Below are 16,960 nucleotides of genomic sequence, written 5' to 3'. Positions count from 1 at the left end.
AAAACGCCTGTTGAGGGAGATCGTAAGCATGTTTTCATCTCTAGAAAAGTTCCCATTAAAAACGATATTAATTTTTCTAATCGCTATTTTAAGTATGAATTTAACGTATTTTCAACATTCGAAAGTTCTTCTGAATATCCAGCAAAAAGAGAAAATAAATTTGGTGACCTCGACGATTTCGACCGAACTCGATAAGCAGAGCGAAGTAGAGGCAACCTTTGATGAAATGCTAGGTCACGAACTTAGGACAGCTTCGATCGCTATTCAGAAGTCATTACATCCCGACTTTAACCATGTGACGAACGAGCAGCTAGTCGAATTAGCGCAGCAGTTGAATATTGGTGGTTTAACGCTATTTGAGCGTCGAGGCAATGAGTTTATTGGGGTTAGATCTTCGGATCCCAAAGAAATTGGAGCAAATTCGAAAACGTGGGGAATCGTATACACAGCCCAATTACAGCTAGCGGATCGTAAAGCCGTTGATGTAGGTACGGGATTAACCTTGGAAAACTTTTGGAGCGGACCGATCGATACGGCCTCGACTGATGAAACCAACATCAGAAAATGGGGAGAGTATTATGATGGCACCACCAATTATATTATTAATCCGTATCTGAATGTTTCAAGCAGTTTGGAGCATTATCGCGAAAAGGTAGGTGTGGATGTCAGCATCCATGAACTGCTAGATAGTAACAAAGGAAATTTATTGGAAATCGGGGTCCTGAATCCTGAGAAGATCTTCGATAAAGGTCCAACCCCTAATAATAGAGAAAAGTGGTATTCGGAACGGCTCATCCTGAATGGTTCCTACACATATCGAGATCAGGCAGAAGAGAGTAAACTGAAAGAAGCGTTGGAGAAAAAGAGTACAGTCTTTTACAATGTGATGATTAATGGAACGAACGTTTTGAAAAGCTTCACACCGATCGAAACCTCGAATCTGAAGTATAAGCGGGATGACTTGAATAAGGTGGTCATGGTTGCAACCGATTACACACAGATCGAGAAAACATTGCAACAACAATTCCGTGAAGTTTTCTTCTTTATGAGCATTGTCACGTTGCTGGTTTGTGCTGTTATTATCATTCTTTACTCGGCTACTCGGAAGAAGAATGAAGGCGCTGTAAAGACGGTTCAAGATGTGTATCTAGATAACATTAATTCCATTGTTCAGTCCATTAAGGAACAACGTCATGATATTATTAACCATATAACAACCATATCGTGGATGATAAAATTAAAGAAATATGAAAGCCTGCAAGAATATATTGATCCTTTAATCCAAGAAGCCAAAATGATGGATTACAAAATTAAAGCTGTTGAAATTAATATTCCTGCGTTAAGTGGAATTATCCAAGCGAAGCTAGCGCAATCAGAGGTTCATAACATTGACATGCAGGTTGATTTTAAAAATATGGAAAATTTGCGACTTACGACGATCAAGACGACGGATTTAGTTCGCATCTTAAGTAATTTAATCGATAATGCCTTTGACGCGGCGAATGAGCTTCCTATGACAGAAAGAAAAGTCACTCTGGAAGGCGTCGTTCAAGCTAACCAACTTATTATTAAAGTGCACAATTCCTGTAACCCGGTAAGTCCAGATATCCACTCCCGCATATTTGAATCTGGTTTTTCAACCAAATCAGGAAAGAACAATAAGGGCTTAGGGCTTCACATTATTAAACAGATAATTGAGCGTTACAAAGGTAGTATTGATTTCTCGACGCAGGAGGATAGTGTTACGTTTTCCATCGTCATTCCATTAAAACATGAAAAATAAAAATTTGAATGTATAAGATTTCCTTACACTCCACATCCTAAGTTTACACCACGAGAAGGAGTGATTTACGAATGGCTAACAACAACACATTGCTAGTTCCACAGGCCAAAGCCGCTTTAAATCAATTGAAGTATGAAGTTGCTCAAGAGTTAGGGATTGCACTGCAACCAAATGGTTATAATGGGAATCTCCTTACACGCGACGCAGGTTCAATCGGTGGTACAATCACAAAAAGATTAGTACAGATTGCTGAGCAACAACTGCAAGGTTTCAAACGCTAGACAATTGCTTATTGGTAATTGGTTCGAGAAGACTGCGATCACTCTTATTACTTGGGTGAATGCAGTCTTTTTTCTTTACAAATCCAATCAATTAGGGAATTATGGTACATGAGACTATTTCAAATTGAGAGGGAACAGCAATGATTCTACCTGGCATTGTATCGGTCACATTTCGGAATAAGACAGCTGATGAAATACTTCAACTAAGCAGCAATTGTGGGTTGAAAGCAATTGAATGGTCAGAGAATGCCCATGTTCAACCTGGGGATGCAGTAGGCGCGAGTGAACTTTATAAAAAAACGATCGACTCCGGCATGGAGGTAGCGGCTTATGGTTCTTATTTTCGGTTGCTGGAGAACGAACAGCCAGTAGGAACTTTTCGAGATAGCCTGATTGCTGCGAAGGCGTTGCATGCGCCAGTTATTCGCATTTGGGCAGGAACCCAGTCATCTTCAACAGCTAACGATGAATATCGGGCACGGGTTGCTACGGAAGCCAAGCTTATTGCAGAAATCGCTGCAGAGGAAGGGATTAAAGTTGCATTGGAGTGCCATAGGGGAACGTTAACGGACACGAATGAATCGTCGATGCGACTGTTAGAAGAGGCAGACCATACGAACCTGTACAGCTTGTGGCAGCCAACACCAGAGCTTTCCATGAAAGAACGTTGTGAAGGGCTGCAAGCATTAGCAGCTAAAAAGAAGTTGTTGAACCTTCACGCTTATTATTGGCAAGGAGACACTCGCCGTCCGTTCTCGGAGGGAATTCATGAATGGTCACAGTACTTGGCACAGGTGGATCTCCAAGAAGAACGTTACATTCTCATGGAGTTTGTGATGGATAGCACAATCGAGCAGTTCCAATCCGATGCTGAAGCTTTAAAGCAATTATTAGATCATTTAAAATAAAAGCCTTCCAAATAAAAACGGAGAATCGCGATAAGCGAGCTCTGTTTTTTTACTTTTTCACATACATCCTTAACATTTAGGAGTGTAAATAACTAACAATTATAAGCTAAAGTAAACGTATAGAAGGTAGTCAACAACCGGTTACATACAACTGAATAGAGGAGAGAAGTATGACACAGAGTCTGCAGAATTTACTTTTGGATAGTGTAAGAGTTTCGATCGGGAATGTGATTCCAAAGTCGTTGGATCAAGCAGAAGTAAGCACAAGCAATGAACCGCTGAGCAAGGATGAAATTGGCGTCTCCATCAATTTTACGAACAGTGAGTATTGTATGATTTTAGACGGTCAGCGGGTCGTGTTTAGCCGAATGAGTGAAGCGATTTTTGGTATGTATATGGAAGGTGACATGCTGGATAGCTGTGTAAGTGAAATTGCTAATATTATTGCGGGTGGAACTACAACGATTCTAGGGGAGCAAGGTGTTTCACTCGACATCACGCCACCGTCATTGCTAGAAGATAATTTTCATGTTAACGATACATCGAACAAGCTCATGCTTCCTATATCTATTGAGACGGTTGGCGATATCCGGGTTGTTTTATTGAAAGAGCAAGAATAAGAGTATGACTAAGAGGAGTGACTGAGAATGGCTAAAATTTTAATCGTAGATGATGCAGCTTTCATGCGAATGATGCTGAAGGATATTTTGACCAAAGGCGGACATGATGTCGTAGGCGAAGCGGAGAATGGCTTGGTCGCCATACAGAAATATCAAGAACTGAAACCAGATATCGTGACGATGGATATTACAATGCCCGAGATGGAAGGCGTAGAAGCCGTCAAGGAAATTAGGAAAAAAGATGCGAATGCTAGAATCGTTATGTGTTCGGCTATGGGGCAGCAGGGGATGGTCGTTCAAGCGATCCAGGCTGGCGCCAAGGATTTCATAGTTAAACCATTTCAAGGTGATCGCGTGTTGGATGCGATTCGCAGAGCTATCTAAATCAAGCAAAATGTAAAAACGTTCATTCCTTGCAATTGTTGCAAGAGGGGTGAGCGTTTTTCTTGTTTTTGGTGATTTGTGGATGAATTTCTCTTCGAAATAGGCAAGTCCTGTAAATGTTAGAAGTCCGCGAGAGGGTTCTTAATTTTTTCTTGTTTTAGCTTGGAAATGCTCAAACTTTATTAGCAAACGTTCCGTCTTATTCTTATCTAAAGATTAGCGTTATACACAGCAGGAGGTTTCATCTAATGGTAAGCAAGTCGGAAAGTAAGCAAGAGTTGAGCAGTGACAAGGTGAATAAGCATTATATGCCGGGATTAGACGGGTTGCGTGCGCTGTCGGTATTGGTTGTAATTGTTTATCATTTGAATAGCTCATGGATGCCAGGAGGTTTGTTGGGGGTCGGGGTTTTCTTCACATTATCAGGCTATCTGATTACCGATCAGTTGCTCATCCAATGGCACACAACACGGCGGATTGATTTGAAGGATTTTTGGATAAAAAGAATGAGAAGACTCATGCCGGCTATGATCTTCATGCTGGTGTTTGTAAGCTTATGGCTGCTCATTATGGATCGCGCTAGATTCATTGCTTTAGGGGACGATTTCGTATCGGTATTACTCTATTTCAATAACTGGTGGCTGATCTTTCATCAGGTATCGTATTTCGAGAGTTTTGGTCCGCCATCTCCGATTGGTCATCTCTGGTCGTTGGCGATCGAAGAGCAGTTTTACTTCTTTTGGCCATTGGTTTTAGCACTTATTTTGTGGTTTGCGAAACGGCGAGGCTACCTCTTTTTACTTACATTGTTAGGCGCACTGGCTTCCGCACTTGTAATGGCGTTCGTCTATCAACCGGGTGTAGACCCAAGCAGAGTTTATTATGGCACGGATACACGCGCATTCGCGTTGCTGATTGGTGGAGCGCTGGCGATAATATGTCCTAGTCGCATGGCAAGGAAACGCTCGGGAACCGGCAAATCGGGCTTGATGCTCGATTGGATCGGCGGTGCAGCCTTCATCGGTATCCTTTTCATGATGTGGAAAACGAATGCTTACAATGCTTCTCTGTATTACGGTGGATTAGTGTTATTCGCCGTATTGTCAGCCATCGTCATCGCGGCCATCGTTCATCCAGCAACCCTGCTGAGCAAAATTATGGGGTGTAAGCCATTGCGCTGGATCGGAAAGCGGTCATACAGTCTGTATATTTGGCATTTTCCAGTCATTATTCTTACTACTTCGGCCATAGATACAGGAGAGACGCATCTGATCAAAATGGGTATGCAAGTTGTGCTAAGTTTTCTGTTGGCATCATTTTCGTATACGTACATTGAGGAACCTTTCCGTCGGGGAGCTTTTCAATCTAACATCTGGAAAATGGAATTTTGGTCCCCATCACGACTCCGTTATATGCTAGTGATCACCATTCTGCCAATTCAATTATTCGTCATCTCCTGTTCAAATAACTTGTCTGCGCAGAAGTCGGTAGATAGCGCAGGTGGGATTATAGAGGAATATATGAATGTGATGGAGGGAATAGGAACAACAGTAGGAATGGGAACGGCAGTGACAGGGACAACGACTGTAGGGGCAGGAACAGGAACTACGGCAATTGGGACTACGACTATAGAAACAGTAGAGAAAGGGAAAACAGGGGTAACGGCAACGGCAGTAGGAGGAGCAAGTGCAGGAGCGGGGACAAAAGGGACGGCAGCAGGAGCTGGGGCTGGGGCTGGAACAGGAAAAACGGGGACTACAGCGACAGGGGGGACCGCAGAAACCAAAGGAACGACAGGCACTGCAGAAACCAAAGGAACCGCAGGCACCACAGGCACTACGGGAACCACAGGAACTACAGGAACTACAGGTACGACCGGAACGACCGCAGGAAGCACAGGCACAATGGGGACTACAGGGACATCGGGAACCACGGGAACAACAGGGACAGCAGAAACATCACCAAAACCACTATCACCTGGGCCACAAACGACTGAAACACCAGTCGATCATCCAACCGAACCTTCGCATGTAGAATTTAAAGGTATTACCGCTATTGGTGATTCTGTTATTTTGGATGTAGCGCCATTCCTTGAAAAATTACTCCCAGGCATCATCGTGGACGGCAAAGTGGGCAGACAGATGACCCAAGCGCAATCGACAATCAATGAACTTAAGTCCAAAGGAATGCTGGGTAAACGTGTGATTATTGAGCTTGGTACGAATGGTGCGTTTAATCCAAACCAATTGCGTGACCTGTTAGCTTCGTTAGGGGAAATGCAGCAGATTATTCTGGTGAACACGCGCGTACCTCGAGACTGGCAAGATACAGTGAATGCCACATTATCTACTATTGCTGCAGAATTTCCAGCAGCTACGATCGTAGACTGGTATACGGCAAGCAAAGGGAAGGAGGCATACTTCGTGAATGACGGCGTCCACTTAACTGAAGCTGGTGCGCAAAAGTATGCAGCACTCCTTCATGATGCGATACGTAAAAATGCTAAGTAGACAGCACCTACTGTGTTAGAAGAGCAGCACAAAACATGAATATGTCTAAGAGTGGGGTGAGCGGAGCTCACCTCTCTTTGTTGTGTCCCGAGGGGCATCCCGTGCGAGTTAGTCGAATCGACTCACTACCTGCCAAAGACGCTATCCCTTCCACCTGTGCACCCACAATAAGGAATTATTTGTAAGAAACATTAGCGAACTATTAGCAAAAAACATGGTTAGCTAAAACCGGAAATAGAAGTTTCACAACATTTTATCGATAAGATATGCGTAAATCAGAGTTTGCAAATATTACATAGGAATTGCGGGGAACTAACAACGATGAATTTAATCCATTACTATCGCGAGCAATTTCTCGAATTAATATCACAATTCGAGCCTAATTGGGAAGAGGAGCCATTTTTTAAATTTGGTTATCGCTGGAACGCTATGACGGCTAATTTGTATAAGGAGTTCTTTCAGATCAGTCAAATGAAGGGTGAGCACATGTACTTGATGTACGCGATCGAACTCCCCAAGATATACAAAAATACGAATATTGTTGAGGTTGTTAAGAATGTGTCTTCGTCTTATGAGCTTTCCATGTATTTTTTCTCGGATAAAATTCTCCTTACTTCCTGCGTCTTGATTGAGAATTTGCAGCAGACTTCGTTAGGCTTTTTAAACCAAGCACGTGGGGAAATCATTGATCTTGTGTTCTCAGCTATCCAATTAATAGATATGTAAACCCAAAATCGACTGTAAATATCCAAGGGAACTGGCTGTCTAGTATTCTCAAAATGAATCACATTCAAATAACCAGAAAATCTCAACTAATTCTTACTAAACTGAAAGAAAATTGTTCAATTCCCCCCTATGTTCTCCCTCCATTGTCAACTATACTGAACTCAAATTTGAATGAGCCGGCATAAACAACAAGACAGCATTTTCTTAATGAGATGTCGACTGTTTAATAGGAGGGATGATTAGAAAGTCAGTAAAGTCCATAGTGGAGAACGCAAGTATGTCGTTTTATTTTCACAAAAAAGTTAAGCGCTTACAATATGGAGGAGGCTATGATCATGCGATTTGTTTTGAAAAAAAGGAAGTTCATAGAGGTGCTATTCGTTACTGTTATGATGCTGTTCTCGATGATAGCAGTACTTATACCGGATACCGTATTCGCTGCGAATACGACTTACTATGTAGATGCAGGTAACGGCAACGATTCAAACAATGGCACAAGTACTGCAACAGCTTGGAAAACGCTGACGAAAGTAAATAGTACAACGTTCCAGCCAGGTGATCGCATTTTATTTGAGACCGGAAATACATGGGTTGGCCAGTTATATCCGAAAGGCTCGGGCACCTCAGGGAACCCAATTATCATTGATCAGTATGGCACAGGTACTAAGCCTAAATTTCAAGGGCAAGGTGCGGTTAAGGCTACGGTATATTTGTTCAATCAGCAATATTGGGAAATTCACAATCTAGATATTAGCAACCAAACAACATCGGGTTCCGTTGGAGATCTTCGAGGTATACATATTACAGGAGCAGATATTGGTACGCTCAATTACTTCCGGTTAGATGGCCTCAATGTTCACGATGTGAGCGGTGAAGTCAATTGGATAGGTGGCGATGTAGCCGATAATGCAACAGGCATCAACTTCCAAACGGGATGGGATCGATCGAAGAGAACTGGCGGCATTGTATTCGATATGTCAACGAACGTGCTAGCGCCAGCTGCAGCAACCGTAAAGAGCAAATTCAACGATGTGGTCATTTCCAATAGCTCCATTAAGGACACTTCCTTTGGAGGCATCATTTTCAAGCAATATACCGGTGATGGAAAAGATAATAACGGAAATCCATCCGTTTCAGTTGGTTGGGGTGTTCGGAGCTCAGCTTCGGATACGAATTGGTACCCTTTTACGAATATCACGATCAAGAATAATTTCATTAGCCAAGCGAACACAATATACGGATGTAATGGCATTTATTTGACAGATACCAAAGGCGCGTTAATCGAGAGTAACGTGGTTGCAGCAGCGGGCACTTCGGGGATTGAAACTTATTATGCCGATGATGTTGTGATTCAGAAGAATGAAACTTATGGTGTGGTTAAAAAAGCAGGAGGCGCCGACTTCAACGGCATCGACACGGATAAAGGAACGACGAAGCAAGTCGTTCAATACAACTATGTTCATGGTAATGGAGACGGGATTCTGTTGTGTCAATTCAGCTTTGGTGACTCCATCATCCGCTATAATGTGATAACTGGAAATTCAAGGTATCAAATTTATCTCCATTCTGATTCGGCTGCAACCTCACAAATTTACAATAATACGATCTACAATACGAATAGTACGTATTTGATTTATGGCTATGGGTCCTATATTAATGCTAGTTACAATATAAGAAATAACATTCTGGATTCAACACAAAGTTCAGCTGTCCTAACGACAGGGGGAGGTATTGCCTATAATACGAATAGTTACTATGGGACTGGACTTTCCGTTCCAGCTGGAGATGCGAATCCGAAAACTGGTGATCCCAAATTGGTGAGTCCAGGAACTGGCGGTACGGGAACAGAAGCGAGCGGACCGGCGATGAGCACATTAGGAGGTTATAAGCTTCAAACCAGCTCGCCACTCATTAACCAAGGAGTGACTATTTCCTCAAATGGCAGCGTTGATTTCTGGGGAGATACGTTATACACAGGCGCTGCAGATATTGGAGCTGATGAAACGCAGGTTACGGGAGGCAGTACGGGACCTACTTACTTGGTAAATGATACATTCGATGCTGTAACGACGGGCAGTGCTCCAACAGGTTGGACCATTGCCAACGGCACGAGTCCGAATGCGATTACCGTGCAAGCCGTACCAAGTGCAACCGATAAGAGTGTGCAGCTCAGCAAACCGACGGCTTCGGGAAAAACCACGATGTCCAAATCGTTTGGTGCCACAAGCGGTACGGTAACCATCGAAGCACGGGTTAAACGAAGTGAAACAACGTCATGGTGGTGCTTGCCGTATCTCTATGACAGCACAGGGGTCGTTGCAGAGTCAATCGCCATGGATACAGGGAATATCAAAGCGAATGTCAATGGAACCTGGACGACCATTCAAGCCTTCACGGCGAACACCTGGTACGATTTCAAAGTTGTTCTAGATACGAACACCGATATATTTGATTTCTATGTCAATGGCACGTTGAAACTGTCCCAGGCAACTATGAGAGCCGCTGTTTCCAATGTGTCCAAGATCGAATTCTACGCAGATAACTCACAAACGGGTACAACGAACGTAGACAATGTAAAAGTATATACGCCGTAACGATTAGTAGTAATGAAATCCCAAATTGCCGAAGACGGCGATTTGGGATTTTTTGTGCGTATGCCACAGAGCTAAGCGAATAGCTGGATTTCCTGCAGCTAATTCAATCGAAAACACGGCATTTCGCAAACTAACTGGATTTCCTCCCGTTATTTCAAGCCAATTTCGCCAAACGGGACATTTCGAGCGAATTTAGATGTAGAAAATCCAGTTAAACACCCCAATGGCTAATTTTGTCTGGAAATAGATGTAGAAAATCCAGTTAATGCCCAAAAGCAAAAGCTACCCAGCCTGGGAACGTAAATGAATGCCACTGTCCAAGCAGACGGTGTAGACGTTTTTTTACTGTGAAATAGTGAAAGAACTTCATTCGATGCGCAATGTAACTAATCGGAGATGCCTTTTATAATTAACCTATAAGATAACAAGCGAATCTCGTAGCGCTTTGAACAGGGAGTGGAATGATTAATGGAAAGCACCGTGCTGCAAACAGAACGTTTGCTTGCAAAACCGAAGAAAAAGAAAATCCCGTTTCTGAGCCGATGGGAATCTCCTGTGGCCGGATACCTCTTTTTGTCCCCGTGGCTGATTGGGTTTTTCCTGTTAACACTAGGGCCAATCCTGATGTCCTTGTATTACTCGTTTACGGATTACTCCTTGCTGGATGCACCGCATTGGCTTGGGGCACAGAACTACAAGCATATTGTGATGGAGGATGATACCTTCCGCGAGTCCATCAAGGTAACCTTGCTATTCGTCGTATTCTCCGTACCACTGAAGCTGGTTACAGCTCTATTAGTGGCGATGCTGCTGAATAAGAAAATCAGAGGGATCTCCTTCTATCGGACGATGATCTACTTCCCATCATTGATCGGGACGAGTATCGCAGTGTCGATTCTATGGAAAAATATTTTCAGCAAAGACGGCTTTATTAACCAAGCCTTAGCGCTTGTCGGCATTCAAGGGAAGTCATGGATTGCTGACCCCGACACGGCTTTAGGGACGCTAGTACTTCTAATTGCGTGGCAATTTGGATCGGCGATGATTATTTTCCTTGCAGGACTGAAACAAATTCCAACGGATTTGTATGAAGCCTCCTCCGTAGATGGCGCTAGCAAGGTAAGACAATTTTTCACAATTACGCTACCGATGTTGTCTCCAATCATTTTGTTCAACTTTGTGCAATCAACGATTAATTCCTTTCAGATGTTCACACAGGCATTTATCATCACCAATGGGGGCCCTGTAAATTCAACGTATGTATATGTGATGTACTTGTATGAGCGAGCTTTCTCGAAGTTTCAAATGGGCTATGCCTCAGCACTAGCTTGGATTCTACTGGTCATTATTGCAGCGGTAACAGCGCTTATTTTCGCAACCTCTAAATACTGGGTTTACTATGAGACGCAAGGAGGGAAGGGGAAATGATGGCAAGACGCCAAGGTTTGACCCATCTGTTATTACTAATTTCAAGCATCATAATGATGTATCCTGTTTTCTGGTGGCTAGGAGCTTCGCTCAAAACGAATGATGAAATGCGCTCACCGAATTTATTTCCTGAAACATTCCGCTGGGCTAACTATACAGAAGGCTGGGTATCGGTTCCTAACTATGACTTCAGCGTATTCTATATGAATAACTTTCAGTTAATTATTGGCGTATTGTTCACTAGTATTGTATCTTGTTCACTTGTTGCGTTTGCTTTCGCCCGATTAGACTTCCCGCTTCGTAAGCTATGGTTCGGTATCCTGCTGGTGACTTTAATGCTTCCGACGCAAGTAACAATCGTACCTCAGTATGTGTTATTCAGTAAATTTGATTGGATTAATACGTATTTACCCTTTTATGTTCCTCATTTGCTAGCAGGCGGTGTGGGTGGCCCATTCTTTATCTATTTGCTTGTGCAATTTATTCGTTCCATACCGAAAGAGTTGGATGAGTCTGCCAAAATAGATGGATGTTCTTGGTTCGGTATTTACTGGCGCATCATAATTCCGTTGACCAAGCCTGCGCTGGTTACTGTCGCTATTTATTGTTTCCTATGGAACTGGGATGATTTCTTTGGTCAATTATTGTATATCAATTCCGTCGATAAATACACAGTTAACTTAGCCTTGAAACTATTCATTGATTCTGCGGGAACGGTGCCGTGGGGGCAAATGTTAGCCATGTCTTTAGTCTCTGTTATGCCTGCCGTGATCATTTTCTTCATCGCTCAGAAGCATTTCGTCGAAGGTATTGCTTCGGGTGCTTTAAAAGGATAAGCTTAGGAATGACTAGGAAAGCTGCTGCATTTGCCGCGGCTTTCTTTGCATAAGAGCTTAGTTTGAATCATACGGAGGGCAGACATATGCTGCAAAATCCATTCAAAACGTATCGCATTATCGCGGTTTATTTCTTCAGCTCAGCCGTCATTATTGCCATGTTGATCGGTATTGTAATTGCCGTTAGTTATTCAGGGACGTCAAGCGAAATTGCTTCGAATACTTCCTTTTATCAGCAGCGCTTACTAAATGAATTGAGCAAAAAAATGAGCACGAGCTTAATTGGTATTGAACAGACCTCGGGAACCTCGGCCAAAAACGTCGATCTCCTTTACGGCCGTTTGCGAGATAAGGACGCTTATGAGCGCCTGCAAATCGAGACAGACCTTCAGAGTCAATTGAATTATTTGGTCTTCGGCACTCCGATTCTGCAATCGATCCATGTCTATTCCGATTATCCATTTACATCGGATACCCAAGGTCCTGTTACATTCTTTCAGATGTCGCAATTAGATAAGGAAGCATGGTATCCGAGTATTCTAGAAACGGATAGCGCTTGGCTTGGCGAGCACAAAATTATGACCAATGGACGTGAAGAATCGGTGATAAGTTTCGCTCGTAAGGTCATCAATAATAGCAACCAGTATTATAGTTTAATGGTTTTTAATATAAAAGTATCGAGCATTCGGCATCTGATTTCAACGGAAGATGATACGACCAATATGGCGTTACTTGATGCTGCTGGCAGATTGATAACGCATGCTGGCAACAGCAGCAAATTGCAGCAAGCGACACTCACATTGAAGGGGGAGATGGATAAGCCAAGCGGTTCCTTACGTGTGGAGGATGATTTCTTCGTTTGGGCCAAATCACCGGATTCCCAGTGGACACTCTTCGAGGCAAGCTCTTGGAGTGAAATGACCAAAGGCAGTAAAAGCATGGCGAAGCTCTTCCTGCTTCTTGGGGCTACTTCGATTGTGCTCGTACTGCTGCTGACCTTATTCTTATCCCGCCGATTCATGAGACCGATGAATCAATTGATTCGAGCCATGGGGCAATATTCGCCTGGAGAAGACCAAGGTTTACCTACCGACTATAAGAATGAGTTTGGTAAATTATTTCATGGGTATCGGAAGTTAACACAACGAATAGAGGACCTCTATGAATCTCTGCGGGAGCAGCATGTGCAGCAGCGGGCTGCAGAACTGAAATCGTTACAAATGATGATTAATCCTCATTTTCTATATAATACGCTCGATCAGATTAACTGGACGGCGATCGAGGCAGGGCAGAATAAGATTAGCTCGATGCTCGCGCAAGTAGCGAGTATGTTTCGCTTAGCGCTTTCTAATACGAATAGTCTGGTGGCTGTGACAGAGGAAGTGGCGCATATTGAACACTATTTGAAATTTCAGCAGGTGCGTTGGGAAGATAAATTGTCGTATCGAATCAAAGTGGATGAAAGCTGTAAGAACACACGGATGCCGAAGATTTTTCTGCAGCCGTTCGTAGAAAATGCGTTTATGCATGGCTTTCATGGCGCTTCCGAAGCTGAAATAGGTATAGACATCTATCGAGATGAGAAGAACTTATATGTAACAATTACGGATAATGGAAAAGGACTCAGTGATAACTGGCAGAATAAGCCTAGGAAGCGCGGAGGCTATGGACTTCGTAATGTGAAGGAAAGGCTGGATGCCTTATTCGGCAATCAATATAGCTTACAACTGAGTAACCGAGAGCAAGGTGGCGTTCAAGTTGACATTCGCTTCCCGCTATCAGACCATTAACCATATTCATAACATAAGGGAGTAAATGAGCATGTGGAAAATAGCCATAGTGGATGATGATTTTCAGGTTTTACGAGGTTTGCGACATATCATTCCTTGGGCTGAGCTGGATGCAGAATTCGCGGGAGAGGCAATTGACGGAGAAAGTGGACTAGAATTAATCCGTGAAGTGGAGCCCGATATCGTCATTACGGATTTATATATGCCTGGCATTAGCGGTATTGAAATGATCGAGAAGCTGCGGGGAGAGGGCTTTCAAGGTAGATTTATTATTCATAGCGGTTATACCGACTTTGAGTATGCTAGACAAGCGATTCGACTCGATGTCGACGATTATTTGAATAAACCAATCACAATTGAACAGATACGCGAAGTCTTGTTTCGGACGATTGGGCAATTAGAAGATTTTTATTTGGAAAAAATGGAGAAAAAGCGGCTAGTTCGTTTTGTTCAAAACTATGAGCAACAAATGGCAGATGAGCAGCTTGCAGCTCTGCTTAATGGTACGCTTCAGCCTAATGCGGATGACATGAAGCTGCCCACTGTCGCAACGTATTGGACAGACTATGATCAGCAAGTAGTCGTGCTTGAACTGGTGAAGACAGACCGAGTTACCGATATCTCGGTGGCGGATTGGCATTTATTTCGCTTCGCCATGTCCAATATCGCGAAGGAACTGACCCAGCAGGAATGGCCGGAATCAGCGTTTATTTGGCTATTCGGGCCGTATTCAGCACTTGTTCTACATATTCCTCGCAGCGAAGCAGAAGAGATATCCCTTGAACGTTCTGCGCGTTTCATAGAGACATTAACGAGCAGTATGCTGCGGTATTTGGGCTTAACGGTGGAATCCGCAGTTGGTGAACGCATAAGTAAATGGGAAGATTTGAAAAAGTCAGCAGACGTTGCATTTGAATCGTTGCAAGCATTTGAACAAGGACAAGGTGCAGTGGATCTGGTTCGTTACCTTTCCCAGTCTTTGCAGGAAAGCAGTGAGGAAGAGTTGTGGTCGCATATTCAGCGGTTCATTAATCGGCAAGAGGCATCAGCCAAAGGCGGAGACCCCAAGCTATTCTATCGCGTCTTAGCTACGGAAATTTGGACGCTGCTGCAATACGCAGCACAGCAAGCTGACATGTCGATTACCCCCACGGATGAGAACGAGTTGGTTACGTCAACCGATACGATTATTCATCGTGCGGATGTGGAGAGCTTCCTGCAAGCGAAGGTGAAGAGCATTGGACTGAAGCGACAGCCAACTATTAACCAGAAGCATAAAGGGGCAGTCGATTTCATGCTCGGGTACATTCATGAGCATTATGCGAAAGACATTACGATGGATGAGTTGGCGGGACAGTTATTTATCTCGAAAAATTATTTGAATCAGTTGTTTAAAAAGGTGACAGGGGAAACCTTTATGAACTATGTCATTCGTGTCAGGCTAGAGAAAGCGAAGGCTCTTCTCTTAGAAGGGAATTTGTTGATTTATGAAGTCTCAGAGCAGGTTGGATATCAAAATGTGCCATATTTCAGTACTCTTTTTAAGAAATATTGCGGAATTAACCCGAGCGATTTGCTGAAAAGGTAGTTTTTCTCCCCACTTGTTTCAAAAACTGAAAGAAATCAGTTCGATTCTCTCCTATACCGTTCAGTCTTTCAGCGATACGATAAGTGTGTGAGATCGACATATGCGAGAGGGGTAATTATACAATGAAGAAAAAATTAATGACTGCTGCATTATCACTTGTTGTCATGGCATCTGTATCTGCTTGTGGATCCAAAACGGAGGAAGCTCCAGCGAAAGCTTCCGTTCAACCATCAGCGGCAGCGGCTGCAACACCAAAGGCGGAACCTGCTACACCTGTCAAACTTCGTATTGCTTGGTGGGGGGCACAAGAACGTCATGATGCGACACAGAAGGCACTTACACAGTATACGGCCCTACATCCGAATGTTACTTTTGAAAGCGAATTCTCGGGTTGGGATGGCTACTTCGATAAGCTCGGTGTTCAGTTCGCAGCGAAAAATGCCCCTGATATTATCCAAATGGACGCTGCTTACTTGAATGAGTATGTTGGCCGTAATTTGGTTGCTGATCTTGCAAGCATTAATGTTGCGGATATGGATAAAGCACTTATTGAATCAGGCAAAGTGAATGGTAAGCTCTTCGCAATGCCGTTAGGAACTGCTGCACTTGGTATGGCTTACGATAAAACAGTGATCGAAAAATTAGGTTTAAAGGCACCAGCGTGGGATTGGACTTGGGATGACTATTATAAATTCGGCCAAGATGCCAAAGCCAAACTAGGGAAAGATAAATACGTTTTCGTTGATCAAAGCTCAGATTTAGTTGACTACACAGCTTATCAGCTTAGCCAAGGTAAAGGGCAGTCTTTTACAGATAACAAGCTATCCATCGACAAAGATACTTGGATTAAATATATGAATAAGCAAACTGAAATGCGTAAAGCAGGCATCGTTACACCTGCTGATATTACGGTCACAGACAAAGAACTTGATCCGAAAATGGATAGTGTGGTCAATGGAACAGCGCTTGCTCGTCACATTTTCTCCAATCAAGTGGGTGCTATCAATGGTCTTAAACCAGACGCTTTTGGATTTACAACACTTCCGAAAGCAGGTCAAACGGGTGGTTGGTTGAAACCAGGTATGTTCTGGAGTGTGAATGCAGGATCCAAGCAACAAGATGAAGCGAAGAAATTCGTTGATTGGTTCATTAACGACCAAGAAGCAGGGAAAACATTATCATTAACACGTGGTATTCCAGGAAATGCGAAAATCGTAACGACATTAGCACCAAATTTTAGCGCGTCTGACAAAACATCCGTTGATTTTATTAACAAAGTAGGACCGGCAGCACAGAAATTCGTCGCTGAACCGCAAGGCTGGGGTAACTTCAAGAAAGACTACAAAACGATCGTAGAGAAAGTCATGTTCGACAAAGCAACAGCTGATCAAGCTTACGAAGAATTGATGAAAAAAGCCAAAGAGTATGATACAGCAGTAAAAAAATAATAGATGGCATAGAATCATGGCGTTGTCGCTTCTTAGGACGCGCCATGTTTTTTTCCTTCGATAG

General features: G+C 43.2%; 13 protein-coding genes. All 13 read left to right on the top strand.

All coding sequences use genetic code 11. The features are described 5' to 3' along the window. Positions 1–28: 28 nt before the first annotated feature. Complete coding sequence (locus tag AC58QM_RS07040) at positions 29–1,783, top strand: sensor histidine kinase (RefSeq protein ID WP_497282520.1); 1,755 nt, start codon at positions 29–31, stop codon at positions 1,781–1,783. Between the two features lie 71 nt (positions 1,784–1,854). Beyond that, on the top strand, positions 1,855–2,064 hold the full coding sequence (locus AC58QM_RS07035) for an alpha/beta-type small acid-soluble spore protein (RefSeq protein ID WP_056615159.1): 210 nt from the start codon (positions 1,855–1,857) through the stop codon (positions 2,062–2,064). A gap of 140 nt (positions 2,065–2,204) precedes the next feature. Then, positions 2,205–2,972, top strand: a complete 768-nt coding sequence (locus AC58QM_RS07030) for a sugar phosphate isomerase/epimerase family protein (RefSeq protein WP_497282518.1) — start codon at positions 2,205–2,207, stop codon at positions 2,970–2,972. A gap of 170 nt (positions 2,973–3,142) precedes the next feature. Then, positions 3,143–3,592 carry a chemotaxis protein CheX gene (locus AC58QM_RS07025; RefSeq protein ID WP_497282517.1) on the top strand — a complete coding sequence of 150 codons (450 nt, stop codon included), beginning with the start codon at positions 3,143–3,145 and terminating at the stop codon, positions 3,590–3,592. Positions 3,593–3,619: 27 nt separating this feature from the next. Continuing rightward, a complete protein-coding gene (locus AC58QM_RS07020) occupies positions 3,620–3,976 on the top strand; it encodes a response regulator (RefSeq protein ID WP_497282515.1) in 357 nt (118 codons plus the stop codon). A gap of 248 nt (positions 3,977–4,224) precedes the next feature. Continuing rightward, positions 4,225–6,486 (top strand): acyltransferase family protein, encoded by a 2,262-nt coding sequence (locus AC58QM_RS07015; RefSeq protein ID WP_497282513.1) that lies wholly within the window; start codon positions 4,225–4,227, stop codon positions 6,484–6,486. Positions 6,487–6,807: 321 nt separating this feature from the next. Further along, positions 6,808–7,212: a hypothetical protein gene (locus tag AC58QM_RS07010; protein ID WP_497282511.1), complete on the top strand. Its 405-nt coding sequence runs from the start codon at positions 6,808–6,810 to the stop codon at positions 7,210–7,212. A 335-nt stretch (positions 7,213–7,547) separates the two neighbouring features. Then, positions 7,548–9,806 carry a right-handed parallel beta-helix repeat-containing protein gene (locus AC58QM_RS07005; RefSeq protein WP_497282510.1) on the top strand — a complete coding sequence of 753 codons (2,259 nt, stop codon included), beginning with the start codon at positions 7,548–7,550 and terminating at the stop codon, positions 9,804–9,806. Positions 9,807–10,274: 468 nt separating this feature from the next. Beyond that, on the top strand, positions 10,275–11,234 hold the full coding sequence (locus AC58QM_RS07000) for a carbohydrate ABC transporter permease (protein ID WP_497282509.1): 960 nt from the start codon (positions 10,275–10,277) through the stop codon (positions 11,232–11,234). Continuing rightward, entirely contained in the window at positions 11,234–12,070 is an 837-nt protein-coding gene (locus AC58QM_RS06995) for a carbohydrate ABC transporter permease (protein WP_497282780.1), read from the top strand. Before AC58QM_RS07000 ends, AC58QM_RS06995 begins: the two co-directional genes overlap by 1 nt. Before the next feature lie 86 nt (positions 12,071–12,156). Then, positions 12,157–13,860: a sensor histidine kinase gene (locus AC58QM_RS06990; protein WP_497282507.1), complete on the top strand. Its 1,704-nt coding sequence runs from the start codon at positions 12,157–12,159 to the stop codon at positions 13,858–13,860. A 31-nt stretch (positions 13,861–13,891) separates the two neighbouring features. Beyond that, positions 13,892–15,448, top strand: a complete 1,557-nt coding sequence (locus tag AC58QM_RS06985; protein ID WP_497282506.1) for a response regulator transcription factor — start codon at positions 13,892–13,894, stop codon at positions 15,446–15,448. Between the two features lie 122 nt (positions 15,449–15,570). Beyond that, entirely contained in the window at positions 15,571–16,896 is a 1,326-nt protein-coding gene (locus AC58QM_RS06980; RefSeq protein WP_436244783.1) for an ABC transporter substrate-binding protein, read from the top strand. Positions 16,897–16,960: the final 64 nt, after the last annotated feature.

Source organism: Paenibacillus sp. J22P165 (genome assembly GCF_059692015.1).
The sequence above is the reverse complement of the archived record's forward strand: the minus strand, read 5'-3'. Positions and strand labels throughout refer to the sequence as shown.

Bases quoted from the DNA above. Each gene is read 5' to 3' on its own strand.
- AC58QM_RS06980 (WP_436244783.1), top strand. From the start codon at position 15,571: ATGAAGAAAAAATTAATGACTGCTGCATTATCACTTGTTGTCATGGCA.
- AC58QM_RS07025 (WP_497282517.1), top strand. From the start codon at position 3,143: ATGACACAGAGTCTGCAGAATTTACTTTTGGATAGTGTAAGAGTTTCG.
- AC58QM_RS07030 (WP_497282518.1), top strand. From the start codon at position 2,205: ATGATTCTACCTGGCATTGTATCGGTCACATTTCGGAATAAGACAGCT.
- AC58QM_RS07000 (WP_497282509.1), top strand. From the start codon at position 10,275: ATGGAAAGCACCGTGCTGCAAACAGAACGTTTGCTTGCAAAACCGAAG.
- AC58QM_RS07010 (WP_497282511.1), top strand. From the start codon at position 6,808: ATGAATTTAATCCATTACTATCGCGAGCAATTTCTCGAATTAATATCA.
- AC58QM_RS07035 (WP_056615159.1), top strand. From the start codon at position 1,855: ATGGCTAACAACAACACATTGCTAGTTCCACAGGCCAAAGCCGCTTTA.
- AC58QM_RS07020 (WP_497282515.1), top strand. From the start codon at position 3,620: ATGGCTAAAATTTTAATCGTAGATGATGCAGCTTTCATGCGAATGATG.
- AC58QM_RS07040 (WP_497282520.1), top strand. From the start codon at position 29: ATGTTTTCATCTCTAGAAAAGTTCCCATTAAAAACGATATTAATTTTT.
- AC58QM_RS06995 (WP_497282780.1), top strand. From the start codon at position 11,234: ATGGCAAGACGCCAAGGTTTGACCCATCTGTTATTACTAATTTCAAGC.
- AC58QM_RS07005 (WP_497282510.1), top strand. From the start codon at position 7,548: ATGCGATTTGTTTTGAAAAAAAGGAAGTTCATAGAGGTGCTATTCGTT.
- AC58QM_RS06990 (WP_497282507.1), top strand. From the start codon at position 12,157: ATGCTGCAAAATCCATTCAAAACGTATCGCATTATCGCGGTTTATTTC.
- AC58QM_RS06985 (WP_497282506.1), top strand. From the start codon at position 13,892: ATGTGGAAAATAGCCATAGTGGATGATGATTTTCAGGTTTTACGAGGT.
- AC58QM_RS07015 (WP_497282513.1), top strand. From the start codon at position 4,225: ATGGTAAGCAAGTCGGAAAGTAAGCAAGAGTTGAGCAGTGACAAGGTG.